At 71.7% G+C, this 23,763-nt stretch carries 27 protein-coding genes; 16 read left to right on the top strand and 11 right to left on the bottom strand.

The window, feature by feature from the left end; translation table 11 throughout:
* The first annotated feature begins 6 nt into the window (after positions 1–6).
* Positions 7–342, top strand: a complete 336-nt coding sequence (locus FHS44_RS33945) for an ArsR/SmtB family transcription factor (protein WP_184722597.1) — start codon at positions 7–9, stop codon at positions 340–342.
* A complete protein-coding gene (locus FHS44_RS33940) occupies positions 339–788 on the top strand; it encodes an SRPBCC family protein (protein ID WP_184722594.1) in 450 nt (149 codons plus the stop codon). The genes FHS44_RS33945 and FHS44_RS33940 overlap by 4 nt, the downstream gene beginning before the upstream one ends.
* Here FHS44_RS33940 and FHS44_RS33935 read toward each other — a convergent pair.
* The gene (locus tag FHS44_RS33935) at positions 781–2,061 is read right to left on the bottom strand and encodes an APC family permease (RefSeq protein WP_184722591.1); all 1,281 of its coding nucleotides are present in this window, start codon (positions 2,059–2,061) and stop codon (positions 781–783) included. The genes FHS44_RS33940 and FHS44_RS33935 overlap by 8 nt on opposite strands.
* Positions 2,062–2,236: 175 nt before the next feature.
* Between FHS44_RS33935 and FHS44_RS33930 the strand changes: the two genes are divergently transcribed.
* Positions 2,237–3,454 carry a cysteine desulfurase family protein gene (locus FHS44_RS33930; RefSeq protein WP_184722588.1) on the top strand — a complete coding sequence of 406 codons (1,218 nt, stop codon included), beginning with the start codon at positions 2,237–2,239 and terminating at the stop codon, positions 3,452–3,454.
* Here FHS44_RS33930 and FHS44_RS33925 read toward each other — a convergent pair.
* The gene (locus FHS44_RS33925; protein ID WP_184722585.1) at positions 3,451–4,272 is read right to left on the bottom strand and encodes an NAD(P)H-binding protein; all 822 of its coding nucleotides are present in this window, start codon (positions 4,270–4,272) and stop codon (positions 3,451–3,453) included. The genes FHS44_RS33930 and FHS44_RS33925 overlap by 4 nt on opposite strands.
* 13 nt (positions 4,273–4,285) lie before the next feature.
* Positions 4,286–4,882, bottom strand: a complete 597-nt coding sequence (locus FHS44_RS33920) for a TetR/AcrR family transcriptional regulator (RefSeq protein ID WP_184722583.1) — start codon at positions 4,880–4,882, stop codon at positions 4,286–4,288.
* Between the two features lie 103 nt (positions 4,883–4,985).
* Here FHS44_RS33920 and FHS44_RS33915 point away from each other — a divergent pair, with 103 nt between their 5' ends.
* Together FHS44_RS33915 and FHS44_RS33910 are read left to right on the top strand one after the other, a co-directional pair.
* Entirely contained in the window at positions 4,986–5,630 is a 645-nt protein-coding gene (locus FHS44_RS33915) for a cysteine hydrolase family protein (protein WP_184722580.1), read from the top strand.
* Positions 5,627–6,391, top strand: coding sequence for a methyltransferase domain-containing protein (locus FHS44_RS33910; RefSeq protein ID WP_184722577.1), 765 nt, complete (start codon positions 5,627–5,629; stop codon positions 6,389–6,391). Before FHS44_RS33915 ends, FHS44_RS33910 begins: the two co-directional genes overlap by 4 nt.
* A 75-nt stretch (positions 6,392–6,466) precedes the next feature.
* On the opposite strand, the gene FHS44_RS33905 is transcribed toward FHS44_RS33910, so the two are convergent.
* From FHS44_RS33905 to FHS44_RS33890, 4 genes are read right to left on the bottom strand one after another with little or no spacing between them, the layout of a single operon-like run.
* Positions 6,467–7,240: an SDR family NAD(P)-dependent oxidoreductase gene (locus FHS44_RS33905; RefSeq protein WP_184722574.1), complete on the bottom strand. Its 774-nt coding sequence runs from the start codon at positions 7,238–7,240 to the stop codon at positions 6,467–6,469.
* Positions 7,241–7,289: 49 nt separating this feature from the next.
* Positions 7,290–8,042 (bottom strand): ABC-2 transporter permease, encoded by a 753-nt coding sequence (locus FHS44_RS33900; RefSeq protein WP_184722570.1) that lies wholly within the window; start codon positions 8,040–8,042, stop codon positions 7,290–7,292.
* Positions 8,039–9,574: a DUF1349 domain-containing protein gene (locus tag FHS44_RS33895; protein WP_184722567.1), complete on the bottom strand. Its 1,536-nt coding sequence runs from the start codon at positions 9,572–9,574 to the stop codon at positions 8,039–8,041. The genes FHS44_RS33900 and FHS44_RS33895 overlap by 4 nt, the downstream gene beginning before the upstream one ends.
* Positions 9,571–10,488 carry an ATP-binding cassette domain-containing protein gene (locus tag FHS44_RS33890; RefSeq protein WP_184722564.1) on the bottom strand — a complete coding sequence of 306 codons (918 nt, stop codon included), beginning with the start codon at positions 10,486–10,488 and terminating at the stop codon, positions 9,571–9,573. Before FHS44_RS33890 ends, FHS44_RS33895 begins: the two co-directional genes overlap by 4 nt.
* A gap of 87 nt (positions 10,489–10,575) precedes the next feature.
* Between FHS44_RS33890 and FHS44_RS33885 the strand changes: the two genes are divergently transcribed.
* From FHS44_RS33885 to FHS44_RS33875, 3 genes are all read left to right on the top strand, one after another.
* Positions 10,576–11,724 carry a HAMP domain-containing sensor histidine kinase gene (locus FHS44_RS33885; RefSeq protein ID WP_184722550.1) on the top strand — a complete coding sequence of 383 codons (1,149 nt, stop codon included), beginning with the start codon at positions 10,576–10,578 and terminating at the stop codon, positions 11,722–11,724.
* Between the two features lie 172 nt (positions 11,725–11,896).
* Positions 11,897–12,580 (top strand): response regulator transcription factor, encoded by a 684-nt coding sequence (locus FHS44_RS33880; RefSeq protein ID WP_184722547.1) that lies wholly within the window; start codon positions 11,897–11,899, stop codon positions 12,578–12,580.
* 216 nt (positions 12,581–12,796) lie between these two features.
* A complete protein-coding gene (locus tag FHS44_RS33875) occupies positions 12,797–13,105 on the top strand; it encodes a hypothetical protein (protein ID WP_184722544.1) in 309 nt (102 codons plus the stop codon).
* A gap of 61 nt (positions 13,106–13,166) precedes the next feature.
* Here the strand turns inward: FHS44_RS33875 and FHS44_RS33870 are convergent, their stop codons facing one another.
* The 3 genes from FHS44_RS33870 to FHS44_RS33860 all read right to left on the bottom strand — a co-directional run bounded on the left by FHS44_RS33870 (position 13,167) and on the right by FHS44_RS33860 (position 15,256).
* On the bottom strand, positions 13,167–13,562 hold the full coding sequence (locus FHS44_RS33870) for a Rid family hydrolase (protein WP_184722542.1): 396 nt from the start codon (positions 13,560–13,562) through the stop codon (positions 13,167–13,169).
* A 143-nt stretch (positions 13,563–13,705) separates the two neighbouring features.
* The gene (locus tag FHS44_RS33865) at positions 13,706–14,491 is read right to left on the bottom strand and encodes a sulfite exporter TauE/SafE family protein (RefSeq protein ID WP_184722539.1); all 786 of its coding nucleotides are present in this window, start codon (positions 14,489–14,491) and stop codon (positions 13,706–13,708) included.
* Between the two features lie 339 nt (positions 14,492–14,830).
* Positions 14,831–15,256, bottom strand: coding sequence for a four-helix bundle copper-binding protein (locus FHS44_RS33860; RefSeq protein WP_184722536.1), 426 nt, complete (start codon positions 15,254–15,256; stop codon positions 14,831–14,833).
* A 114-nt stretch (positions 15,257–15,370) separates the two neighbouring features.
* On the opposite strand from FHS44_RS33860, the gene FHS44_RS33855 reads away from it, so the two are divergent.
* The 8 genes from FHS44_RS33855 (at position 15,371) to FHS44_RS33820 (ending at position 22,556) form a co-directional block, all read left to right on the top strand.
* Positions 15,371–15,580, top strand: a complete 210-nt coding sequence (locus tag FHS44_RS33855; RefSeq protein ID WP_184722533.1) for a hypervirulence associated TUDOR domain-containing protein — start codon at positions 15,371–15,373, stop codon at positions 15,578–15,580.
* A gap of 2 nt (positions 15,581–15,582) precedes the next feature.
* Entirely contained in the window at positions 15,583–16,110 is a 528-nt protein-coding gene (locus FHS44_RS33850) for a DUF488 domain-containing protein (RefSeq protein ID WP_221461639.1), read from the top strand.
* 68 nt (positions 16,111–16,178) lie between these two features.
* A complete protein-coding gene (locus FHS44_RS33845) occupies positions 16,179–16,379 on the top strand; it encodes a hypothetical protein (RefSeq protein ID WP_184723347.1) in 201 nt (66 codons plus the stop codon).
* Positions 16,376–16,657 (top strand): MGMT family protein, encoded by a 282-nt coding sequence (locus FHS44_RS33840; protein ID WP_184722528.1) that lies wholly within the window; start codon positions 16,376–16,378, stop codon positions 16,655–16,657. The genes FHS44_RS33845 and FHS44_RS33840 overlap by 4 nt, the downstream gene beginning before the upstream one ends.
* Before the next feature lie 52 nt (positions 16,658–16,709).
* Positions 16,710–17,237, top strand: coding sequence for a PadR family transcriptional regulator (locus FHS44_RS33835; RefSeq protein WP_184722525.1), 528 nt, complete (start codon positions 16,710–16,712; stop codon positions 17,235–17,237).
* Positions 17,234–17,944 carry an ABC transporter ATP-binding protein gene (locus tag FHS44_RS33830; protein WP_184722522.1) on the top strand — a complete coding sequence of 237 codons (711 nt, stop codon included), beginning with the start codon at positions 17,234–17,236 and terminating at the stop codon, positions 17,942–17,944. The genes FHS44_RS33835 and FHS44_RS33830 overlap by 4 nt, the downstream gene beginning before the upstream one ends.
* Complete coding sequence (locus FHS44_RS33825) at positions 17,941–20,232, top strand: FtsX-like permease family protein (RefSeq protein WP_184722519.1); 2,292 nt, start codon at positions 17,941–17,943, stop codon at positions 20,230–20,232. Before FHS44_RS33830 ends, FHS44_RS33825 begins: the two co-directional genes overlap by 4 nt.
* Positions 20,229–22,556: a penicillin acylase family protein gene (locus FHS44_RS33820; protein WP_184722516.1), complete on the top strand. Its 2,328-nt coding sequence runs from the start codon at positions 20,229–20,231 to the stop codon at positions 22,554–22,556. The genes FHS44_RS33825 and FHS44_RS33820 overlap by 4 nt, the downstream gene beginning before the upstream one ends.
* Here FHS44_RS33820 and FHS44_RS33815 read toward each other — a convergent pair.
* On the bottom strand, positions 22,513–23,730 hold the full coding sequence (locus tag FHS44_RS33815; protein WP_184722513.1) for an erythromycin esterase family protein: 1,218 nt from the start codon (positions 23,728–23,730) through the stop codon (positions 22,513–22,515). The two genes, FHS44_RS33820 and FHS44_RS33815, sit on opposite strands and share 44 nt — an antisense overlap.
* Between the last annotated feature and the right edge of the window lie 33 nt (positions 23,731–23,763).

The following is a 23,763-nucleotide window of genomic DNA, read 5'->3' as shown; positions in this document are numbered from 1 at the left end:
AACCACATGGTTCAGCGAGAGGTTCTTGACCGTGCGTTCGCGGCGCTCTCCGACGGGACGCGGCGCGACATCCTCGTCCGGCTCGGAGAGGGACCCGCAACCGTCTCCCAACTGGCGGAGCGCGCGGGGATCACGGTCACGGGACTGGCCAAACACGTCAAGGTGCTCGAAGAGGCAGGTCTGGTGGCCACCGAGAAGGTCGGGAGAGTACGGCAGTGCCGCCTCGGCCCCGAACGCCTCACCGACGTGACGGCCTGGATCGACCTCTACCGGCGGCTCTGGGAACGCCGCATGGACGGCCTGGACCTCTATTTCACCCTGAGGAAAGGCACCGAGAAATGACCGACACCTCCCAGCTCACGATCACCCGGGTGCTCCCCGCCACCCCCGAGGAGGTCTTCGACGCCTACACCGACGCCGAGAAGCAGAAGATCTGGTTCTCCATCCTCGACGAGCGCCCCGGCATCGTCGAGATCGAGGTCGACCTGCGCGTCGGCGGCGTGCAGACCTCCGTGTGGGGACCCGACAAGGACAACCTGTTCCACGAGCGGCAGACCTTCCTGGTGGTCGAGCGCCCGAACCGGCTGGTGTCCGAGGCGACCGGCAGCTCACCCGACGGCGCGACCCTGACGACGCGCGTCGAGGTCACCTTCACCGAGCAGGCCGACGGTCAGACCCTGGTGACCGTCGTGCAGACCGGCTTCCCGACCGAGGAGACCCGCGACTTCTTCACCACGGAGGTCTGGCAGGGCGCGTTCGACCGGATCGAGGCGTTCCTGCTCAGGTGAGCTTCCCGCGCAGGCCGTGGACGGCTGCCCCGGCCGCGAGCACCGCGCACCCGGCGACGACCGACGGGAGCGGCAGGGCGAAGGCCAGGACGAGGCACCCGGCCACCCCGAGGACGGGCACCACCCGTGGCGGACGCCCCTGCGCCGAGGTGAGGGTCCAGGCGCTGACGTTGGCGATGGCGTAGTAGACCAGCACGCCGAAGGAGGAGAAACCGATCGCGCCACGCAGGTCCGCCGTACCGGCCAGCACCGCGACGGCCACGCCGACGGCCAGCTCGGCGCGGTGCGGCACCGCGAACCGGGGGTGGACCGCGGCCAGGGCATGCGGGAGGTGCCGGTCACGGGCCATGGCCAGAACGGTCCGCGAGATGCCCAGGATCAGCGCCAGCAGCGAGCCGAGCGCGGCCACCGCCGCACCCACCCGCACCGGCGTGACCAGCGCGGGCAGCCCGGCGGCCCGTACGGCGTCGGCCAGCGGAGCGGTGGCCCCGGCGAGCCGGTCACCGCCCAGCACGACCAGGACGGCGACCGCGACGGCCGCGTACACCACCAGGGTGAGACCGAGGGCGACCGGGATCGCCCGGGGAATCGTGCGCGCCGGATCACGGACCTCCTCGCCCAGCGTGGCGATGCGGGCATACCCGGCGAAGGCGAAGAACAGCAGGCCCGCCGCCTGCAGCACCCCGGTGACGGTGACACCGGAGGTGAGGTCGAGCCGGGCGGCGTCCGCGGCACCGGAGGTGAGACAGGCCACCGCGACCGCGGCGAGCACGGCGAGGACCACGGCGACGATCGCCCTGGTCAGCCACATGGTCTTGCGCATCCCCGTGTAGTTGACCGTGGTCAGCGCCACCACGGCCGCCACCGCCACCGCGTGCGCGTGCTCCGGCCACACGTAGAGACCTACGGTCAGCGCCATCGCCGCGCACGAGGCCGTCTTGCCGACCACGAAGCTCCACCCGGCCAGGTATCCCCAGAAATCCCCCAGCCGCTGACGGCCGTAGACGTAGGTGCCGCCGGAGTCCGGATAGAGGGCGGCCAGCCGCGCCGAGGAGATCGCGTTGCAGTAGGCGATCACCGCGGCGACCGCGAGCCCGACCAGCAGCCCGGCCCCGGCAGCACGCGCCGCGGGGGCCAGGGCGGCGAAGACCCCGGCGCCGATCATCGACCCCAGGCCGACGACCACCGCGTCCCCCGGCCCGAGGCGCCGTGCCAGCCGCTCCTGTTCGGTGCGGGCCATGACGACCTCCAGCGGATCGTTCGGTCGGGACATCCCGCTCCAACCGTAACGACCACGGCACGCGGACAGGAGCCGGTGGGTCGTGTCGCCCGACCCCTCGTCACGCGATGTGATCAGGTGGTTGCCAGCGCACCCCACCCGGGGTCCGGTACGGCGAGGCGACGTCACGTCCGCCGTCTCGCACCGTCACACGGCCACGGAGGATGCCATGGCGCCCGTCCCCACCCACCCGGAATCATCCGGCCCGCTCGCCTGGGCGGCGACCGTCTTCCCACGCCAGGAACCACCCGGCCCGGTCTATCTGGACCACAACGCCACCACGCCCGTCGACCCCCGTGTGACCGAGGCGATGCTGCCGTACCTGACCACCCACTTCGGCAACCCCTCCAGCGCCCACCCCTACGCCGACCGGCCGCGCCGGGCACTCGCCACGGCCCGCGCGCGGGTCGCCGCCCTGGTCGGCGCGCACCCACCGGAGATCGTGTTCACCGCCTCCGGTTCGGAGGCGAACCTGCTGGCACTGCGGGGCGCTCTCCTGGCCTCCGGTGCCCGTGCCCCGCATGTGATCACCCAGGTCACCGAGCATCCCGCGGTGCTCGAGACCTGTCGCGCGCTGGAACGCCTGCACGGTGTCCGGGTCACGACGCTGCCGGTGGACGGCGACGGGCTGGTGGACCCGGCGACACTCAGGACCGCGCTGCGGGCCGTACCGGACGTGACGCTGGTGTCGGTGATGGCCGCCAACAACGAGACCGGCGCCCTGCAGCCGATCGCCGAACTGACCGCCCTGGCCCGTGAGTACGGCGCGCTGACGCACTGCGACGCCGCCCAGGCCGTCGGCAAGGTCCCCGTGGACGTGCGGGAACTGGGCGTGGACCTGCTGACGGTCGTTGGGCACAAGATGTACGCGCCCAAGGGTGTCGCCGCGCTCTACGTGCGTGACGGGGTGACCCTGGAGCCGGTCACCTACGGCGGAGGCCAGGAACGCGGCCTGCGCTCCGGCACGGAGAACGTCGCCCTGGCCGTCGCCCTCGGCGCCGCGGCCGACCTCGCCGCCGAAGCCCTCGCCGACGGCGAACCCACCCGCCTGGCGGCGCTGCGCGACGGCCTCCACCGGAGACTGGCCGACGAACTACCTGGCAGGACACGCCTCAACGGCCCCGCGGAGCGGCGGCTGCCCAACACGCTCAACCTCGGCGTCGATGGCATCCCCGGCCACGCCCTTCTCGCCGCGGCGCCGGGGATCGCCGCCTCGACCGGCTCGGCCTGCCACAGCGGCGCCCACACCCCCTCCCCGGTCCTGACCGCCATGGGCCTGGACCGGCGCCGAGCCCTGGAGGCCGTCCGTCTGTCCCTGGGTCGCTGGAGCACAGCCGCCCAGATCGAGACGGCGGCCACCGCACTCGTCGAGGCGGCCCGACCCTAGGAACGGAAGTCGTCGGCGTGTTCCCTGGCCCATTCCGCGAAGGTCTGGGCTGGTTTTCCGGTGAGTCTCTCGACGATGACCGAGGTCTCCGGGGTGATCCTGGTGCCCGCCTCCCAGGCACGGAGGATCACCTCGGCGCCCACGGCGGGGATCGTCCTGCCCAGGTCGGCCCGTGCCTCCTCCGGGGTCACCACCTCGATGGGGATCCGCCTGCCGAGGGCCGCGCCGATGTGCCCGACCTGTTCGCGCAGGGTGAGCGCCCGCGGGCCGTACAGCGTGTAGGCCTGTCGTCCGTGACCCCGCTCGGTCAGCGCCGTCACCGCGACCGCGGCCATGTCCCGCTCGCCGACCGGGGCGACCAGCGCTTCCGGGTACGGCAGCCGCACGGCCTGCCCGTTCCTGATCGGCTCCGTCCACCACCAGCGGGTGTTGGTCGCGAACATCCCGGGCCTGACGAAGGTCCACGAGAGCCCGGACTCCTCAAGGGCCGACTCCACGATCCGGTGGTCGCGGGCGATGGGGTTGTGGGCGGCGCCGGGTTGCACGACCGCGGCGGAGGAGAGCAGCACCACGTGCCGCACCCCGGCCGCACGCGCGGCCGTCACGAACCCGTCGATACCCTCCGGTTTCGCGTAGAGGAAGACCTCCGAGGCGCCCTCAAGCGCGGCGGGCAGGGTGTGCGGCGCTTCCAGGTCGGCCGCCACGTGGGAGTCATCCGGTGTTCTGCTCGTCAGCCGAACCGGCACGCCCAGGGCGGCCAGACCCGCGGCGACGTGACGACCGACGTTCCCCCGGGCGCCGAAGACAACCGTGACCATCGCGTGAGCCTCTCTAATCGTCGGTGAGCAGTTTGACGAGCTGGGTACGCAGGACCTCCCGGGTCTCCGGCGACAGTGGGTCGCCGCCGAGGATGTCCCGGACGAACTGCGGCATCGTGACGGGCGCGAGGGCGATCGCGTAGGCGGCCAGGAGCGCGAACGCCGGGTCGATCCCGGCGCGGATCTCGCCGTTCTCCTGGCGCCTGCGGGCCTCGGCCACCGCCTCGGCCGTCGCCTCCCGCTCCAGGTCCCGGTCCGCCTCCGCGTCGGTGAACGGGCAGTCGCCCAGCGCCTGCCAGACCGCGAGCCTGGCCCGGTCGGGCCGGTCGAGCGTCGCGTCGAGATGCGCGCGGAGCGCGTCGGCGAACGACGCCCCCGGTGGGACGGTCGTCGCCTGGGTCTCCTGCCACCGGCGCCGCAGTTCGTCGAGCAGACCCCGCTTGCCGCCGAAGTGGTAGGAGATGAGCTGCTGGTTGACCCCGGCCCGCGCGGCGATGCACGCCGTACGGGCTCCCGCGTAGCCCTTGGCGCCGAACTCGGCGGCGGCCGCGTCCAGAAGGCGCTCCCGCGTCTCCTGCGCTGTCCGCCCGGGTTTCCTCGGTGGGGTCATGCGGCCCACAATATTCAATCATTCAGTTGAATGAAACCCTCGTTCGAGCCGCCGCGTGGCGGATGCGATGCTCTTGGGGGAGATCCACAGCGAAAGGCCGTTCATGAGCGACCCCCACCTGACGCCGAACTGGTCCACCTCGGCGCTGCTCACCATCGACGTGCAGCGGGACTTCCTGTCCGAGGCGCCGTACGGCGTGCCGGGCACGACCGAGGTGCTGCCCGCCCTGGCCAGACTGACCGCCGCCTTCCGTACGGCCCGGCGGCCCATCGTGCGGCTGTACCGGCGGGACGGTCAGGACGCCGACCTCGTGCGCCGCACGCTGCTCGCCGGGGGAGCGGCCATCGTGGCGCCCGGCAGCGCGGGCAGCGCCGTCGCCGCGGACCTGCTGCCGCCCGGCGCGCCGCCCCTGGACCCCGACCTGCTGCTCGCCGGGAGGCCGCAGCCGCTGGGCGAGCACGAGGTGGCGCTGTTCAAGCCGCGTTGGGGAGCCTTCTACCGCACCGAACTGGACGAACTCCTGCGCGGCTGGGGCGTGGACACCGTCGTCGTCGCCGGTTGCAACTTCCCCAACTGCCCGCGGGCCACCCTTGTCGAGGCCAGCGAGCGGGACTACCGCGTCGTCCTGGCCGAGGACGCCGTCTCGGGTCTGCACGACATCGGACGCGCGGAGGTGACCGGCATCGGTGTCGGTCTGCGCTCCGTCCAGGACATCACCGCCTCTCTCACCTTCCAGGAGGTCTCTTGACCGCCATCCCCGCGGGGGACTTCGACTACGAGCGCCACGGACACGGCTATGCCGGACGGCGCCGTACGGACCCCCGGATCGCCTCCCACGTCCACGCCGCGCTCGGGCAGGCCAGGACCGTCGTCAACGTCGGCGCGGGCGCGGGCTCCTACGAGCCGCCGGACCGTCACGTGGTCGCGGTCGAGCCGTCGGCGGCGATGCGTGCCCAGCGCCCCCGCCACCTGGCACCGGCCGTGGACGCCGCGGCCGAGCGGCTGCCCTTCGACGACGACGCCTTCGACGCGGCCATGGCGACCGTCACCGTCCACCAGTGGGGAGACCTCGAACGAGGCCTGGGTGAGCTGCGCCGGGTCAGCGCGGGTCCGGTCGTCGTCCTGACCTTCGACCGCGACGCCCTCGACCTGATCTGGCTGGCCGAGTACGTCCCCGAGTTCGTCGCCGTGGAACGCCGCCGCTTCCCGCCGATCGACCTGATCGCCTCCCACGTCGGCACCCGTGTGGAGGTGCTGCCGGTCGCGATCCCCGTCGACTGCGTGGACGGCTTCATCGAGGCCTACTACGCCCGCCCCGAGTGCTTCCTCGACCCCGGGGTCCGTGCCTCGCAGTCGGCGTGGGGCTTCGTGGACGACGCAGTGGAGGCCCGGGCCGTCGAAAGGCTGCGGCACGACCTCGACAGCGGCGCCTGGGACGAGCGCTTCGGCCACCTGCGCGAGCAGCCCGAGTTCTCCGGCTCCCTCAGGCTCGTCGTCGGGCATCCGTGATCCGCTCGTTCGGCCGGTGAGAGGCCGGCTTCAGTGCGGTTCGTCGACCCAGGTCGATATTTCGAGCGGCAGGTCTCAGTAGCCGTCCGGGGTGGGGGCGTTCTGCGCCCTGTCCACCGGGATGTTCGCCCCGGATATGCCGCTTGCCGCGTCGGAGAGCAGGAAGGCGACGACCGCCGCGACCTCGGCCGGGTCCACCAGGCGTCTGCCGGGAAACTCCTGGGTGAAGGTGGCGAACCGGTCGGGCTCTTCGAGGCGCATGCGGTCCCAGCGTTTGCCCGGGATGAGCATGGAGCCCGGGGAGACGGCGTTGACCCGGATGCCGTCCGCGCCGAGTTCCCTGGCCAGCGAGGTGGCCAGGTGGATCTGGGCCGCCTTCGCCGCGCCGTACTGGGCTTGGGGGCCGGGTTTCCAGCCGGAGATCGACGAGACGATCACGACGGACCCGCCGCCCACGGCGCGCAGGTGTGGGGCGGCGGCCGCGACGAGACGGGCGGTGTGCCCGGCGTTCAGTTCCCAGGTCGTCGTCCAGTCCTGGGGTGTCGCCGTGTCGAGTGCTCTGCCTCGGGAGCCGCCCGCGCACGCCACGACGCCGTCCAGGCCGCCGAACTCAGAGGCCGCCTCGGCGACGAACTCCTCCAGCAGCTCTGGCGTGGTCACGTCCAGGGGGCGGGTGAAGACCTCAAGGGAGTCGGCCAGTCGGCGTAGGTGTTCCTCGTCGCGGGCGCAGGTGGCGACCGAGCAGCCTTCGAGCACGAGGCGGCGCACGATCCGCTCGCCCAGCCCGCGTGAACCGCCCGTGACGACGATCCGCCGACCGGCCAGCCCGAACCCGCCCGTGTCACCCATCCCGTGCTCCTCCTGCGAATCGCCCGTAGTGAGTCTGCATCATCGGGGACTACGCGTCGCGCGTCCGCAGGAGCAGTCCTCCGCCCAGGAGTGCCGCGACGGTCCAGGCGCCGAGCACCCCCAGACCGGTCCACGGGCTGAGGGGCAGGGCGGTGAGGTTGGTGGTGGCCTGGACGGCGAGCCCGGCGTTCATCGGGGAGATCCGCCACAGGAACCGCTGCCAGTCGGCGTCGGAGACCATGAGGATCAGGCTGGGGAAGAGGTAGAGCAGGCCGAGCACGACCCCGATGGCGGTCGCGGAGTCCCGTACGGCGGTCGCCACCCCCAGGCTGAACAGGGCGATCAGCACCAGATAGAGCACCGAGCCGACGGCGGCGCGCAGCACGGGACCGCCGGTGAGGTCGAGCGTCTCGGCGGGGAAACCGTTGCCGAACAGGACGGGCCGGGTGACCAGCGCGGAGGCGAGCACGGCGACGCTCCCGGCGACCAGGGTCAGCCCGGCCAGGACGATCGCCTTGGCGGCCAGGACGCCGGTCCTGCGCGGCATGGCGGTCAGGGTGAGGGTGATCATGCCGGTGCCGTACTCGCCGGTGATCGTCAGGACGGCCAGGACCGCGACGACCGCCTGACCCACCTGGACCCCGAAGAGACCGATCCTCGCGGGATCGTAGTCACAGCAGGACACGACGGCGGAGGCCGCGACGCCGACGGCGACCGTCAGCACCACGATCGTGAGCAGCAGCCAGCCGGTGCCGGGCAGGGTACGGAGCTTCGTCCACTCCGCGTGCAGATGCTCTCTCACGCGTCCCTCCCGCGAAGCCGGACGATGGCCAGGCCGAGGAAGAGCGCGGTGTATCCGGCCAGTACGGCCAGACCCGCCCACGGCGGCAGCGGGTAGAACCCGGCGATGGGCGCGTAGTGGCCGAGCACGTGCGGATATTCCGGGATGCTCTGCTGCGTGGCGAAACCGGCAGCCGGGGTGACGCGCAACAGCCATCGCGCGGCGCCGTCGGGCAGGACAGAGGTGGTCGCGAGGACGTGCGGGACCACGATCACCACGACGGCGGTGATGACCGCCGCGACCCCGCGCCGCAGCAGCGCGCCGAGGGCGAGGGCGAGTACGGCGGCCAGCGCGAACAGCGCCGCCATACCGGCCACGACGCGCACCTGGGTGAACAGGGACACCGGGAGGACGGCGTTGCCGTTGCCGCGCAGGATCCGCCCACCGACCGTGAACGTGACCGCGACGGCGGGCAGGGTGGCGGCGAAGGTGACCAGGCCGAGCGCCAGCGCCTTCGCCGCCAGCGTCCGGCCGCGACGTGGACCGGCCAGCAGGGTCGTGCGGATCAGGCCGTGGCGGTACTCGGCGGTGACGAACACGACCGCCACCACGATCACCAGGACCAGGCCGGTCAGCGCGCCGCTGAGGGGAAGTTCGGGACGTGAGCCCTCGATGGTCGGCGCGATGTCGCCGACGCCGGTGACGGAGAAGACATCGGTCACGGAGGACCGCCTGGCGCGGCCGGGATGGTGTTCGGACCCGTCGGGCGCGAGGGTGACACCGATGTCGTCGTCACGCCACGCGCCTGACGTGTCGCCCTGGAGCCCGACCTGGTCGAACTCGCCGGTGGCCTCGGTGAATCGGGCCGCCGAGACGGACCCGCCGAGATCCCCCTGTGTGACCGTGAGGTCGCCGGGGGAGGTCGCGAACAGTCCGATCCGGACGGTCTTCGGGAGTCCGGCCAGGGTCGCGGTGCCGATCCTGGTCCAGGTCGTGCCGTCGTCGGACTCGTATCCGGTGAGGGTGTCGCCTGAACGGACCAGCCGGAGCCAGCGCGGCGCCTGCTTGGAGACGCCGCCCGGCCGACCGGCCACGTCGTGGGTGAAGTCGTGCTGCATCCGCACGCCGTGCTCGCCGGTCATCATCACCGCCGCGTAGGAGGAGCCCTGCTCGGTGCTCTCCTTGATCATGACTCCGGCCTTTGCCCACGGCACGACCCCGGCGACCACGTTGCGCTGCCCCGGGACGACGTCGGGCTTACGGATCTGGCCGGTCATGGAGGTGAGCCGGGCGGTGATGCCGCCGTCCCCGGACAGCGACCGGTGCACGAAGTAGAACTTGTCGTCGACCGCCTCGCCGTCCGGTCCCACCGGAGGCGAAGGGCACGCGGTCTCGACCGGGCCGAAGCCGCAGGAGGCGTGGTTGCCGGAGGCCGAGAGCAGCCCGAGCAGCACGGTGACCAGCGCCGCCGCGATCATGGTGACCACCCAGCCGCGTACCGTCCTGAACTTGGTCAGCTCAGCACGCAGCAGCCGCCCGAAGCCGCCGCTCATCGCGTCGCTCCCCGGTACTCGACCGCGTCGGCGGTGAGGTCCATGTAGGCCTGCTCCAGCGTCACCCGGTCCTTCGCCACCTCGGAGAACGGCACTCCGTCGGCGTTGAGCACCGCCACGACGCGCTCGGACGGCAGCCCCGAGACGACGATCGCGTCAAGACCGGTCACGGCCATCGCGGCGCCGACGCGCTCCAGCGCCTCCATCGCCGCAGAGCGCGCCGCCGTACGCACCACGACGCGTCCCTTGGAGGCGGCCGCGATCAGGTCGGTCACGTCGGCGTCGGCGATGACGCGGCCCTTGCCCACCACCACGAGGTGGTCGGCGGTGTCCTCCAACTCGCGCATCAGATGGCTGGACACCAGGACGGCCCGCCCGTCAGCGGCCAGCGACCGCAGGAGGCCGCGCATCCACACGATGCCCTCGGGATCCAGGCCGTTGACCGGCTCGTCCAGCATGAGCACCGGCGGATCCCCGAGCAGCGCGGCTGCGACCCCGAGCCGCTGGCGCATGCCCAGCGAGAAACCGCCCGCCCTGCGCCGGGCCACGGACCGCAGTCCGACCTGCTGGAGCACCTCGTCGACCCGCCTGCCGTCCAGCCCCTGGGAGTGCGCCAGCCACAGCAGATGGTCGCGCGCCGTACGGCCCGGCTGCAGTGCACCGGCGTCGAGCAGCGCGCCGACGTGGGTGAGCGGCCTGCGCAGACTGACGTACGGCTGTCCGCCGACCAACGCGTGACCCTCGTCGGCCGCGTCCAGGCCGAGGATCACCCGCATCGTGGTGGATTTTCCCGCCCCGTTGGGGCCGACGAACCCGGTGACCTGGCCGGGCCGTACGGTGAACGACATGCCGTCCAGCGCCAGGGTCGGGCCGAACCGTTTGCGCAGCCCGTTGACTTCGATGGTTGCCTGCATGCGGTCGGTTGTACGGATCCGGCCATAACACGGGCCGAACAGGGCCTGTCACATCGCTGTTAGGTCCGGCACGGCATGCTGGAACACATGCGAAAGTGGCGACGACCGGCGCATACCGTACGGCTGCGCTTCACCGTCCTGTACGGTGCCATGTTCCTGCTGTCCGCCGTCGGGCTGTTGGTCATCACCAATCTCGTGGGGCTCGGGGGGACGCGGATCAGCCAGTCCGCCCCTGTCGGGATCCCACCCACCGCCGATCGCGTCGCCTGGCTCCAGGGCCAGTTGGCGGACGCCCATGACGCCCAGTCACACCGGCTCCTGGTCGGCTCGGCGGTGGCGCTCGCGGTCATGACCGTGGTCTCGGTCGTTCTCGGCCGGGTCATCGCGGGCCGGGTGCTGCGCCCGCTGCGGACGATCACCGCGGCCACCCGCAGAATCTCCGCCGACAACCTGCACGAACGGCTGGCCGCGCGGGGCCCGGCCGACGAGGTCAAGGATCTCGCCGACACCATCGACGAGCTGCTGGAACGGCTGGAGAGCTCGTTCGCCGCGCAACGCCGGTTCGTCGCCAACGCCTCCCATGAGCTTCGCACCCCCCTGGCCACCATGCGCGCGTCCCTGGACGTGGCCCTGGCCAAGCCGGAGCCCGTACCCCCGCAGACCACCGCGCTCGCCGACCGGCTCCGCACCGAACTCGACCAGATCGACCGGCTGCTCGAAGGCTTCCTCATGCTCGCCCGCACCCAGCACGGCGCCCTGGCCGACCGCACGACGCTCTCGCTCCGCGATCTGGCGACCGCCGCCCTGGACGCCCGAGCCCCCGACCGGCTCACCGTCGATGCGGCGGGCGCCGTTGCCGACGGCGCGTGGACGCGGGGAAACCGGACGCTCCTCACCCGAATGATCGACAACATCATCGACAACGCCGTCGTCCACAACCACGAAGACGGCTGGATCCGGCTGGCCACGGTCACGGACGGTACGGTGGCCCGGCTCGTCGTCGAAACCGGGGGAGACGCGCTCAGCCAGGAGCAGGTCGACCGGCTGGGACGGCCCTTCCAGCGGCTCGGCGCCGACCGTACCCACTCCGGCGACGGCTCCGGCCTCGGCCTTTCGATCGTCGCGGCCATCGCCACCGCACACGGCGGCTCCCTTGACCTACGGGCCCGGCAGGAGGGCGGCCTCCGCGTCGAGATCTCACTACCGGCGGCCGTACCCGCGGAGGTTCCGGCATGAGGGCGCCCGCCTTCGGTATGGGGGCGCCCGCCGGAAATTTCGGTATTCGGCATGAGGACGCCTGTGGAGATTCCGGCGTGAGGACGCTCGTGGTTGAGAACGCTCGTTCGTGCGGTGCCGTACCCCTCGGAATCTCATCGCCGACAGCGGTCGCGCCTGAAGGGGTTCCGGCATGAGGGTGCTCGTGGTTGAGGACGCCCGCTCGCTCGCCGCCGTGCTCGTCGAAGGGCTGAGCGACCAGGGCATGGCCGTGGACGTGGCCCACGACGGCCTGGAGGCCGCCGCCAAACTCGACCTCAACGCCTACGACGTGGTCGTCCTCGACCGTGACCTGCCGGGAATCCACGGCGACGCCCTCTGCCGGATGATCACCGAACGTGACGACCGCGTCATGGTCCTGATGCTGACCGCCGCCGACTCACCCGGCGACCGGGTCACCGGCCTGACCCTGGGGGCCGACGACTATCTGGCCAAGCCCTTCCACTTCCCCGAACTGGTGCTGCGCATCCGCTCCCTGGCCCGCCGCCAGCCCACCGCCCGGCCCCGCGTGCTGCGCGTGGCCGACATCGAACTCGACCCGATGCGCCGCACCGCCACCCGCGACGGCCGCCACCTGGATCTGTCGGTCAAGGAGTTCGCCCTGCTCGAAGCCCTCCTCCGGGCCGCTCCCGCGTTCCTCAGCGCCGAGGACCTGCTCGAACAGGTGTGGGACGAACACGCCAACCCGCTGACCAACACCGTCACGGTCACCATAGGCCGCCTCCGCCGCAAACTCGGCGACCCCCCGGCCATCACCACCACCCCGGGCGTGGGATACCGGATCACTGATCCCCCGACGGGAGCGGGAGGATCCTAGATCCCGGCGAAGCTCGGCGGTGTGCCATCTTGAACCGCGCCGAGTTTCGTGGGGCCGGGTCAGTCAGGGTTGGGTTGGCTGTTCCGAAGTCGCCCAGGCCGCGCCGGTGGACAACCTCGGTCCTCGGAACGCGGCTCATCGGTTTCGGCTGACAAGTCTTCCCGAAGACTAAAATGCCTTCCGTGATCTCCTTCCTGAGCTCAGGAAACGACAGCCATGAGTGAGTCGTCATTTCCAATCACCTTGCGGGTCACCGTTGTCGGAGACAGCCTGGAGGAGCTGACTCATGAGGCGCTCAGCCACGGCTGGGAGTTCTTCGGAGACGACGCCGAGGTGTGCGTTGTCAGTGGCGAAGCCACGTTGGTCCAGGACAGTCCGCATCCCTATACCGCCTCCGTCGTCGTGCGGCAGGTCGGCACCCGCCTGCCCGACGACACCTCTGATGACGGTTCACACACCTACGCCAGATCCTGGCTCGTCCGCCTGCCCGACGAGTACGGCGGGCAGAAAACCGTGAGCTCTTAGCCGCCTTCCAACCCGGATTCGTTCTGTGCGATCGTCCCCGGGTTGGAAGGCGCGGGCGTGTTCACCGTACGGCGATGGCTTCTATTTCGATGAGCATGTCGGGGTCGGAGAGGGCCTTGACCTCTGCCAGGAGGCTGGTCGGTCGGCAGTGCAGGGCGGCGAGTTCGTCCATGAGGACTCCGTAGTGGGCCTTGCACTCGGCCAGGTTCGTGGTGAAGAGGCGGATCTGCACGACGTCCGCCATGGTCATCCCGCCCTCGGTGACGGTCTGCCCGAGCCGCCGCACCGTGAGCCGGATCTGCCCGGCCATGTCGCCCCTGTGGGCGATCGTTCCGTCGTCGTCCCGGGCCTCGTGCCCGGAGACGAGAAGCCAGCTGCGCGGCTCGTCGATCCGGACGGCGCGGTTGTACATCAGCTTGCCACCCACCACCCGCGGCCCGACCTCTGTGATCGCCAACGTCTCTTCCCCCTCCGCCATCCTGAACGTCCAGCAGAACACGGAGCCCACCCCAAACACCGCTCCCGCGCCACATACCCAACCGCGAATCGCAACGCGTCCCTTCGACAGGTCAAGGGAGGCTGCGCCGCTCCGCACGGCCGTCAGGTGAGCGCTTGGACGGCGTAGAGGGTGGCCAGGGCGATGGCCAGGGTTCCCAGTAGTAGCCGCAGGCCGGTTTCCGGTAGGCGGGGCTGTAGGTGGGCGCCTAGATAGCCGCCGACCAGCCCGCCCAGGCCACACAGCAGGCCCAGCGTCCAGTCCGGTGCGATGTCGCCGGGGGTGGTCAGCGCCAGGACGGCGTAGGTGAGCGCGCCGGCGATCGAGGTGAGGAATGTCGAGGCCAGCGCGGCGGGTGCGACCGTGGCGACCGGCAGGCCGCGTCCGACCAGGATCGGGCCAAGGAGTGATCCGCCGCCGATGCCGTACATCCCGCCGACCACCCCCACGGCCAGCGCGAGCGCGGTGACGGCGCCCGGCGAGGGATCGTCCGGCGCGCTGTGGCGGTGAGGTGGGCGTACGGCGCGCACGCACAGCCACAGACCGAGCGGGAGGAGCAGGCAGGCGACCAGGAGACGGAACACCTGGGCGCCGGGCAGCAGGAAGACCCGCACGAGCGCGCCGATGACGACGCCGGGCAGGGTGCCGAGCACCAACAGGCGGGTCAGCGGGCCACCCAGATGGCCGCGCCTGCGGTAACGCAGCAACGCGCCGGGAGTGGCCACGACGTTGAACAGCAGGTTGGTGGGCGTCACCGCCGGATTCGGCACCTGCAGCACGCTGAGCTGGACCGGGAGCAGGAACACCGCCCCCGAAACCCCGACGGGGGCGGTCACCACCGCGATCAGCAGGCCCGCGGTGAATCCGAGCAGACCCTGCCACCAGCTCATGGGCTCACCGCTTCTGCTCTGTCTCAAGGGTCCGTTCAAAGGATGACATGGCCGACGCCAGAGGACATGCGGCCCACACCGGTTGAGCCAAGGGCTGTCAGTTGTTCAGGCCATCGTCGTGGACGTCGCCTGGATCTCCCAGCGGCCGTGATCCTCCGGGCAGCCCGGGCATGGTGAAGGAGTAGAGACCCAGGACGTTCACGTGCGCACGGATGAAGGGTGACAAGGAGGACGACACCTTCATCGGGAGTGGAGCGTCAGCCGTACGAGCTGCTCGGGGTCGCTGAGCAACCGAAAGGAGTCGTCCGCTGTCCATGGTTGGCCCGGGCGGGGGGCGGCTCAGGCTGGGAATGTGGTTTTCAGGGAGGCGATCAGGTCGGCGCACGCCTGTTCGCAGCGGCGGCACGCCTCGGCGCAGACGCGGCAGTGCTCGTGCATGTCCGCGTGGCGCCCGCACTCGTCGCCGCAGGCCCGGCAGGCGGTCGCGCACGCGTTGAGGACGGCCAGGGCGACCTCGACGTCGAACCCGGTGTGGCGGGAGAGAACCGCCGCGGTGGCGGCGCAGACGACGGCGCAGTCGGCGTTGGTGCGGATACATCGGGTCAGCCCGCCGACCATCGGCTCGGCCAGACAGGCGTCGGCGCACGCCGTACACGCCTGCGCGCAGGTGACGCACGCCTCGATGCAGGCCGCGAGCCTGTTCGGATCGACCCCGCCCAGGTCGGCGGGATAGGTGTCGAGCATGGCCTCAACCACGGTTGTCATTGGTTCCCCCGGTGATGTGGTGTCGCTAGGCCCGTACCGTCACGCGTCTCACGACAAACCGGACGACCCGCAAAGGAGGTTTCCCCGCTCGCCCGGGCAGGGAAGGGGGACCACATGGCACAGCAGTTCGCCGTCGGAGATCACGTCCGATGGAATTCCGAGGCCGGGCACGTCGAAGGCGTGATCATCAGGAAGCACACGAAGGATGTGGAGTTCAAGGGCTACGTGCGCCACTGCTCGGAGGCCGATCCGCAGTACGAGATCAAGAGCGACAAGACCGATCACATCGCCATGCACAAGGGTGGCGCGCTGACGAAGGTGTAGGGGTGACGAACCGCGTCTGCACCGTGGGCCACTCGACGCGTGAGTTCGACGAGCTGGTCACCATGTTGCGGAGGAACGAGGTCACCGGCCTGGTGGACGTCCGGGCCTTTCCCTCCTCGCGCAAGCATCCACGGTGGAATCAGGCGGCGATCGTCGAGGCGCTGCCGCCGGACATCGGCTACCGGTGGATCCCGCGGCTGGGCGGCCGTCGGCACACGCCCAGGGATGTGCCGAGCCCGAACGGGGCCTGGCGGGTCAAGGCCTTCCGCGACTACGCCGACCACATGGCCACCGAGGAGTTCGCCGAAGGTCTGGACGAGCTGCTCGACCTGGCCGAGCGCGAACGACCGGCGATCATGTGCAGCGAGGCGGTGCCGTGGCGCTGCCATCGCAGGCTGATCACCGACGCGCTGCTCGCCAGGGGCGTGCCGGTCGTGCACCTCCTGTCGCCGACCACGGCGAAGGCCGCGGTCCTCAACGAGAACGCGCGGATCCAGGACGGCCACCTGGTCTACCCGCCTCCCGGGTGAGACCGGCTGGGGGAAATCTTGACGGTGCGCCGGGCCCAGCCACCGCAACGATGGGCATATTTCCGGACATGAACATCGAAACCGCGCTGGAAAAGCTCATCGAACACGCCCAGGAAGAGCTGCACATCCGCCGTCACCGGGACCAGGAGAAGGCCAACCGCGCCGAACACGGCCACGACGAGGCCAAGCTCCTGACCTCCGCCCACAAGCTCGACCGGTACGCCGAAGAGGTGCTGAAACTCCACGCGACCCAGCTTCCTCGTTCATGAACGAGAGCCTCGTCGAGGCGGTCCGTGAGGTCGTCGTCGCCATCCCACCCGGCTCCGTCATGTCCTACGGGGACATCGCCGAGCGGGTCGGCACCGGTCCCCGTCAGGTGGGACGTGTGATGGGGCTCCTCGACGAGGCCGCGCCGTGGTGGCGGGTGGTCCACGCCGACGGAACACCTGCCACCTGCCACGGCGGCCGGGCCCAGGGACTGCTCGACGACGAGGGAGTGCCCATGCGCGGCACCCGGGTGGATATGAGGCGAGCACGGCGGCCTTGAGCCCGGAGAAGCTTATGCACCGCGTATATACCTCCGGTGTATAGTCGCCGCCATGACAGTCCCCCTGGCCCTCCTGGGCCTTCTGGATCGCGAACCCAGCTACGGGTACGACCTGAAACGCGCCTACGACACCCACTTCGGCAGGGGAAAGCCACTGCCGTTCGGGCAGGTCTACGCGACGCTCGGCCGCCTGGCCAGGGACGGAAAGGTCACGGCCGGGCAGAGCGAACCCGGCGACGGCCCCGACCGCAAGCGCTACGCCATCACCCCGCTCGGCAGACAGGAGGTCGAGGGGTGGCTGGCCGAGCCGGTGGCGGCCGAGCCGTTCCTGCAGACGGTGCTGTTCACGAAGGTCGTGCTGGCGTTGCTGCTCGGCCACGACGCGCAGGGCTACCTCGACGCCCAGCGCGCCACGCACATGCGGCGCATGCGTGAGCTCTCGGAGATCAAACGCGGTGACGCCCTCGTGGACGCCCTGCTGGCCGACCACGCCCTGTTCCACCTTGAGGCCGACCTGCGCTGGATCGACGTGACGACGGCCAGGCTCGGCGCGCTCGCGGAAACGGTGCGCAACGCATGAGCGACACCGTCGACGCACGCCCCGGCCCGCTGCTGGAGGCCCGTTCCGTCGAGCGCTCCTACGGCAGGACCCCGGCGCTGCGCGAGGCGAGCCTGTCCGTGCGGGCGGGGGAGATCCTGGCGATCATGGGCCCGAGTGGTTCAGGCAAGTCAACGCTGCTGCATTGCCTCGCGGGCATCTTCACCCCCGACGCGGGCGAGATCTGGTTCGACGGGCGGCGGCTTGACCTGCTGAACGACGCCAGACGGTCGGAGCTTCGCCGTACCGCATTCGGCTTCGTCTTCCAGTTCGGCCAGCTCGTGCCGGAGCTCACGGTCGCCGACAACGTCGCCCTTCCGCTGCTGCTCGGCAGGGTCGGGCGCAGACAGGCCTACCCGAGGGCGGGCGAGATGCTGCGGCGGCTGAGGCTGGAGGAGCTGGGCGAACGGCGCACCGGTGAGCTGTCGGGTGGGCAGGCGCAGCGGGTGGCCATCGCCAGGGCCCTGGTGACGCGGCCCAAGGTGATCTTCGCGGACGAGCCGACCGGCGCGCTCGACTCGCTCGCCGGTGAGGAGGTCATGGAGCTGCTCGTCGGCCTGGCCCGCCAGGAGGGCACGACCGTGATCGTGGTGACCCACGACGCCCGGGTCGCCGCCTGCGCCGACCGGGAGGTCGTGGTGCGCGACGGCAGGGTCACCGACCCCTACGCGGGCCAGGTCCTGCGATGACGCTCAGGCTGGGTCTGCGGCTCTCACTGCGCGGCGGCAGGGAGGCGGTCGTACGGCTGGCGCTCGTCACCGCCGCCGTGGCGACGGGGGTGACGGTGCTGCTGGGCACGGTCGCGCTGTTCAACGCCTTCCGCACCACCGCGGACCGCCCCTGCTGGGAGTGCACGACCGGTTCGGCGCCGGGGGGCTGGGCGCTGGGCGCCACCCAGGGCGCCGTGCTGTGGAACCACCGCGGGGACCTCTACGCGGGCCGCCCGATCAAGCGGCTCGACGTCGCCGTCCTCGACACGGGAACGACCACGCCGACCGTGCCCGGTCTGTCCGCGTTGCCCGGCGCGGGACGCTACTACGTCTCGCCCGCGCTCGCCGAGCTGATGGACGCCGTACCGCGCGACCAGCTCGCCGACCGCTTCCCCGGCACCCGCGCCGGTCTGGTCGGTACGGCCGCGCTGTCCGGGCCGGACGACCTGGTCGCCGTGGTCGGCAGGACCCCCGGCGAACTGGCCGCCATGGCCGGAACCGTGGCCGTCGACACCGTCGCCACCGCCCCCTCAACGGACGAGACCACGGCCCTGTACGAGCACGGCTTCGGCATCGCCGCCATCGGCCTGATCTTCCCGCTGCTCGTCCTCGTCGGCACCGCCACCCGCCTGGCCGCCGCCCGGCGCGAGGCGCGCTTCGCGGCGATCAGGCTGGCGGGCGCGACCGCGCGGCAGATCAACGTGATCGCCTCGGTGGACGCGGCGCTCGGCGCGCTGGCCGGTGCGCTCACCGGCGTCGTGCTCTTCCAGGCGCTGCGGCCCGTCCTGGCGGACGTCACGATCACCGGCTCCCGGTTCTTCCCCGGCGTGGTCGCGCCCACCGCCCTGCAGTACGCCGCCGTGGTCGTCGGTGTGCCGCTCGCCGCCGCCGGTGCCGCCCTGTGGTCGCTGCGCCAGGTGCGGGTCACGCCGCTCGGCGCGGCGCGCAGGACACGATCCTCCGCTCCCGGCTGGTGGCGGGTGATTCCGCTGCTGGTGGGGCTCGGGCTGTTCGCGGGCCCGGTGTTCGCGAACGGCAGGCAGCCGAACGCGGTGCTCCTCGACGTCGGCCTGGTGCTGGTCATGGTCGGCCTCGTGGTCGCCGGGCCGTGGCTGACGCTGCTCGCCGCCCGGCTGACCGCCCGCGTCACCTCCGGCGCGGCGACGCTGCTGGCCGCGCGGCGCCTCGCGGCCGACCCGAAGGGCGCCTTCCGGTCGGTCAACGGGATCGTGCTGGCGGTCTTCATCGGCACGGCCGTCGCCGGGATCGTCCCCGCCGTCGTCTCCGGCCAGCGGGCGGCGGGTGGCGGCACGCTGAACGAGGTCATGCGGGCGTCGTTCGGGTACGGCGACGCCGCCGACGGCCTGCCGCTTCCACCCGGCACGGCGGCCGAACTGCTGGCCAAGGTCCGTGCCCAGCCCGGCGTCACCGTGCTGCCGATCCACCGCAGGCCCGGCACGACGGCCCCGCCCCCGGGACCGCCGCCGTGCGACCCCGGCCCCGGCTGCCGCCCCGACTTCCTGCTCGGGCACGTGGTCGAGTGCGACGCCCTGACCGGCTTCCCGGCGCTCGGCCGGTGCACCCCGGGCTCCCGGACGGTGAAGGCCGACCTCAACCGGCTGCTGACCAGCGACAACATGCTCTCCGTCGATCGCAGTCTGCCGTTCGTGGACGCGGGCAACCCCGCCGCCTCCGGTTCCGCCGGGCTGTCCCTCGCCGCGGTGCTGATCCGCGTGGACGACCCGGCCGTCCGTGAACGGGTCCGCACGCTGCTCATGCCGTACGTCGCCGCGTCGGGAAGCACGGAGACGCCGCAGACGTTCGGCGAGGTCGCGCAGGCCCGTGAGGTGCTGCTCGACCAGATGGAGCATGTCGCGCTGGCCATCGTCGCGCTGACCCTGCTGGTCGCGGGCTGCGGCCTGCTGGTCGCGGTCGCCGGTGGCGTGGTCGAGCGCAGACGGCCGTTCACGCTGCTGCGGCTGTGCGGCACGCCGACACGGACCCTGTCCAGGGTGGTGCTGCTGGAGACGGCGGTCCCCGTGGTGCTGGCCGCCCTGGTGGCGGCGGTCGCGGGCTTCGGCGTGGCCGAACCGGTGATCGACGGGCTGGAGATCAGGAACGTGTCGGTGGCGCTGCCCGGTCCCGCCTACTTCGCGACCGTCGGGGGCGGGCTGCTGGTCGCCCTGCTGGTGATCCTCGCCGGTCTTCCCCTGCTCAGGCGCGTGACCGCGCCCGACGACGCCCACTTCGAACAGGACCCCCGATGATCGTCACCCGTGCCCGGCGGCTGGCCGTACCGCTCGTGACCGCGTTGGTCGGCGCGCTCCTCGTGCTGGCGCCCGCGCCGGTGCGGGCCGCCGCGGACCGCTACTCCGCCGACATCAGACGCACCGAGTACGGCCTGCCGCACATCCTCGCGAAGGACCACGGCGGGCTCGGTTACGGGTACGGCTACGCCTTCGCGCAGGACAACCTGTGCGTCATGGCCTCGTGGGTACTCACCCTGCGCGGTGAGCGGTCACGGTACTTCGGCGCGGAGGCCATGTCGGACGACCCCGTCGATCCGGTCTCCAACCTGGTCAGCGACGTGTACTACAGGGGCGTGCAGGCGTCGGGCGTGCTGCGCCGGGTGCTCGCCCGTCCCGCGCCGCACGGCCCCGGCGCCGAGCTTCGGGCGCTCGTGGACGGCTACGTCGCCGGGTTCAACCGCTACCTGAGCGAGACGGGCGTGGACCGGCTGCCCGACCCGACCTGCCGGGGCAAGGAGTGGGTCGGCCCCATCACGGCGACGGACGTCTGGACGAACCTGCTCGACCTCGGCCGCCTCGGCGGCAGCTCCTCGTTCAAGGAGGCCATCGCCGCGGCGGGACAGACACCGGACCAACCGGTCAGGAGAAGCCCGGCGCCCGGCAGCAACGCCTACGCCATCGGGCGCGAGGCCACCCGCGACGGCCACGGCATGCTGCTGGCCGACCCCCACTTCCCGTGGAACGGCAGCCGCCGCTTCTACCAGGTCCACCTGACCATCCCGGGCGTGCTCGACGTGTCGGGCGGCAGCCTGTACGGCACGCCCATGGTCCAGATCGGTCACAACGCCACCGTGGCCTGGACGCACACGGTCTCCCACGCCCAGCACCTCACGCTGTACCGGCTCAAACTGGTGCCGGGCCTGCGCACCTCCTACCTGGTGGACGGCCGGGCCGAACCGATGGGCAGGCAGGAGGTCTCGGTCACCGTCAGGGACGCCGGGGGCGCGACCCGCACCGTCACCACCACCCTGTTCACCTCCCGGTACGGTCCGGTGCTGGGCAGCGGGTGGACGGACAGGACGGCGCTCGCCCTGGCCGACGCCAACGCCGCCAACCTGCGCTTCGCCGACGAGTGGCTGGCCATGGCCGTCGCCCGCGACCTCACCGAACTGCGCCGGGCGCAGGACACCCACCAGGGCACGCCCTTCGTCTACACGCTCGCCGCCGACGTCAAGGGAGGGACGTACTTCGCCGACACCTCGGTCGTGCCGCACGTCACCGACGAGCAGGCCGAGCGCTGCCGCGCCCAGGACGACCCCGAGCTGCTCGTCTTGGACGGCTCGACGTCGGCCTGCCTGTGGGGCAGGGACGCGGACGCGGTCGAGCCGGGGATCTTCGGCCCCGCCGCCCAGCCCAGGCTGACCCGCGCCGACTACGTGACCAACGCCAACGCCAGCCCCTGGCTGACCAACCCGAAGGCCCCGCTCACGGACTACCCCCGCGTCTACGGCGACGTCCACACCGAACGGGACCTGCGCACCCGGGTCGGTCTCGACATGATCACCCGGCGGCTCTCCGGCGGCGACGGGCTCGGCGCTCCCGGCTTCACGCTGGAGAGCCTCTGGCGGACGGCCACCGGCAAACGCAACCTGGGCGCCGAACTGCTCCGCCCCGGCCTGCGCGCGCTGTGCCGTACCAGACCCGTGATGACGTCGAGCGATGGCGAGCGGATCGACGTGCGCGGGGCCTGCGCCACGCTGGCGGCCTGGGACGGGCGGGCCCGCCTCGACAGCCGTGGCGCGATCCTGTGGCGCGAGTTCTTCCTGCGGCTGAACGGCCCGCACCGGCGCTCTGACAAGCCGACCAGCTGGTGGAAGGTGCCGTTCGACCCCGAGCGTCCGCTCACCACCCCGCGCGGGCTCGACACGGCCAACCCCGTGGTGACGACCGCGCTGGCCGACACCGTGCGGTTCTTCACGGCCAACGGCATCCCGCTGACGCTCACGCCGGGACAGGCCCAGCGCTACGGCGCCGTCCCCGTGCCGGGGTGCACCGAGGGGGAGGGGTGTTTCGATCGGATCCGCACCGGTGAGCCGCTCGGCGAGGACGGCCGTTATCCGGAGGTGAACACCGGCTCCAGCTTCCTGATGGCCGTGGAGCTGACCCCGGCCGGGCCACGCACCCGCACCGTGCTGACCTACTCCCTGTCCGCCAACCCGGCCTCGCCGTACCACGCCGACCAGACCGAGCTGTTCTCGCGCGGCGGGTGGGTGACGGAACGGTTCACCGAGGCCGAGATCAGGGCGTTTCCCCGGCTGACGACGACCTCGCTACGTCCCTGACGAAGACGATCCCATCGGTGTCGGTCAGGTGGCCGGGATCCAGTGGGAAGTAGCCGTAGTAGGGCGAGAACCGGGGGACGAGCCGCGTGTCCCCGAGGGCGGCGACCAGGTCGTGGACGTTGACGACGTGCCGCTCCCCGGGGAGCCCGTACAGCAGGCCCTCGACGGTGTCCGGGGGAGGGACGCCCACTCCCCGGTGCCGGATCGTGCCGAGGGCCGTGGCCAGGAAGGCGTACTCCCCGCCCAGGCGGGCGCTCACCAGGGCGCCCGCGCTCCACCACTCCAGCGACAGGGCGCCGAGCCGCATCGTGCTCAGCTCCCGCTGGAGATGGCGGTTGTGGGCGTGGACCAGTGTCGGTCCCCGCTCGGCGAGGGCGAGGAGGTTGGCGGCCATCATCGAGTCACGCAGGCCGAGCAGCCTCGCCATCCGGCCCGGCGAGGTGTCGGCCATCCAGGAGTGGTAGAGCAGCAGCCCGGTCGCGGTGCGCCCGTGCAGGCGCGCCCGGTGCCACTCCTCCCGCGAGGACGCCGCGATCAGGTACGGCGTACGCGCGTCGAGCAGGGCGACCAGTTCCTCGGCGAGCAGCCGCAGCCGCTCCGCCTCTGCCGAGCGCCCCACCGAGTGGGAGGGGTCCATCATCGCGGCGGGGTCGGTCCACCGCTCGTCGGCGCCGAGCAGCCGATCGAGCGTCTCGGCGGTGCAGGTGAGCAGGTCGGCGTCCAGCCGGGTCGCGAGGTAGGTGCGCAGCGCCATGAGGGCGGCCCTGGGGCTCGCGGCGCCGCTCATCTCCAGCGGGGCGTCGAAACCGGCGAAGCGCAACTGTTCCGCGGCGGGCCTGCCGTCGTTGTGGGCGCGCATCCGGCGGACGAGCTCGCGGTTGGCCGCGGACGCGCCGAAGCCGTGGCTGAAGCCGCGCTCCATGACCTCGTCGAGGGTGCCCGCGCCCCCGGTGACGTAGTCGTCCACGACCAGGCCCGCCAGGCAGTCGCTCTCGATCGCGATCGTCCGGTAGCCCTCCCGCTCGACGAGCTGCCAGAAGAGCTCGTCGCGCAGGTCGAGCAGGACGTCCTCGCCGTGGGTCGGCTCTCCCAGGGCGAGCAGCCGTGGCCGGGAGGGGAACAGCTCCATGACGGAGGCGGCCTCGACGGGACGCGCGTCATCCTTGATGTCCATGGCCTCAACGGTATCGTTGAACCCTTTTTTGAG

Origin of the sequence: Streptosporangium saharense, from assembly GCF_014203715.1 — a bacterium.
Classification (GTDB): Bacteria; Actinomycetota; Actinomycetes; order Streptosporangiales; family Streptosporangiaceae; genus Streptosporangium; species Streptosporangium saharense.
The sequence above is the reverse complement of the archived record's forward strand: the minus strand, read 5'-3'. Positions and strand labels throughout refer to the sequence as shown.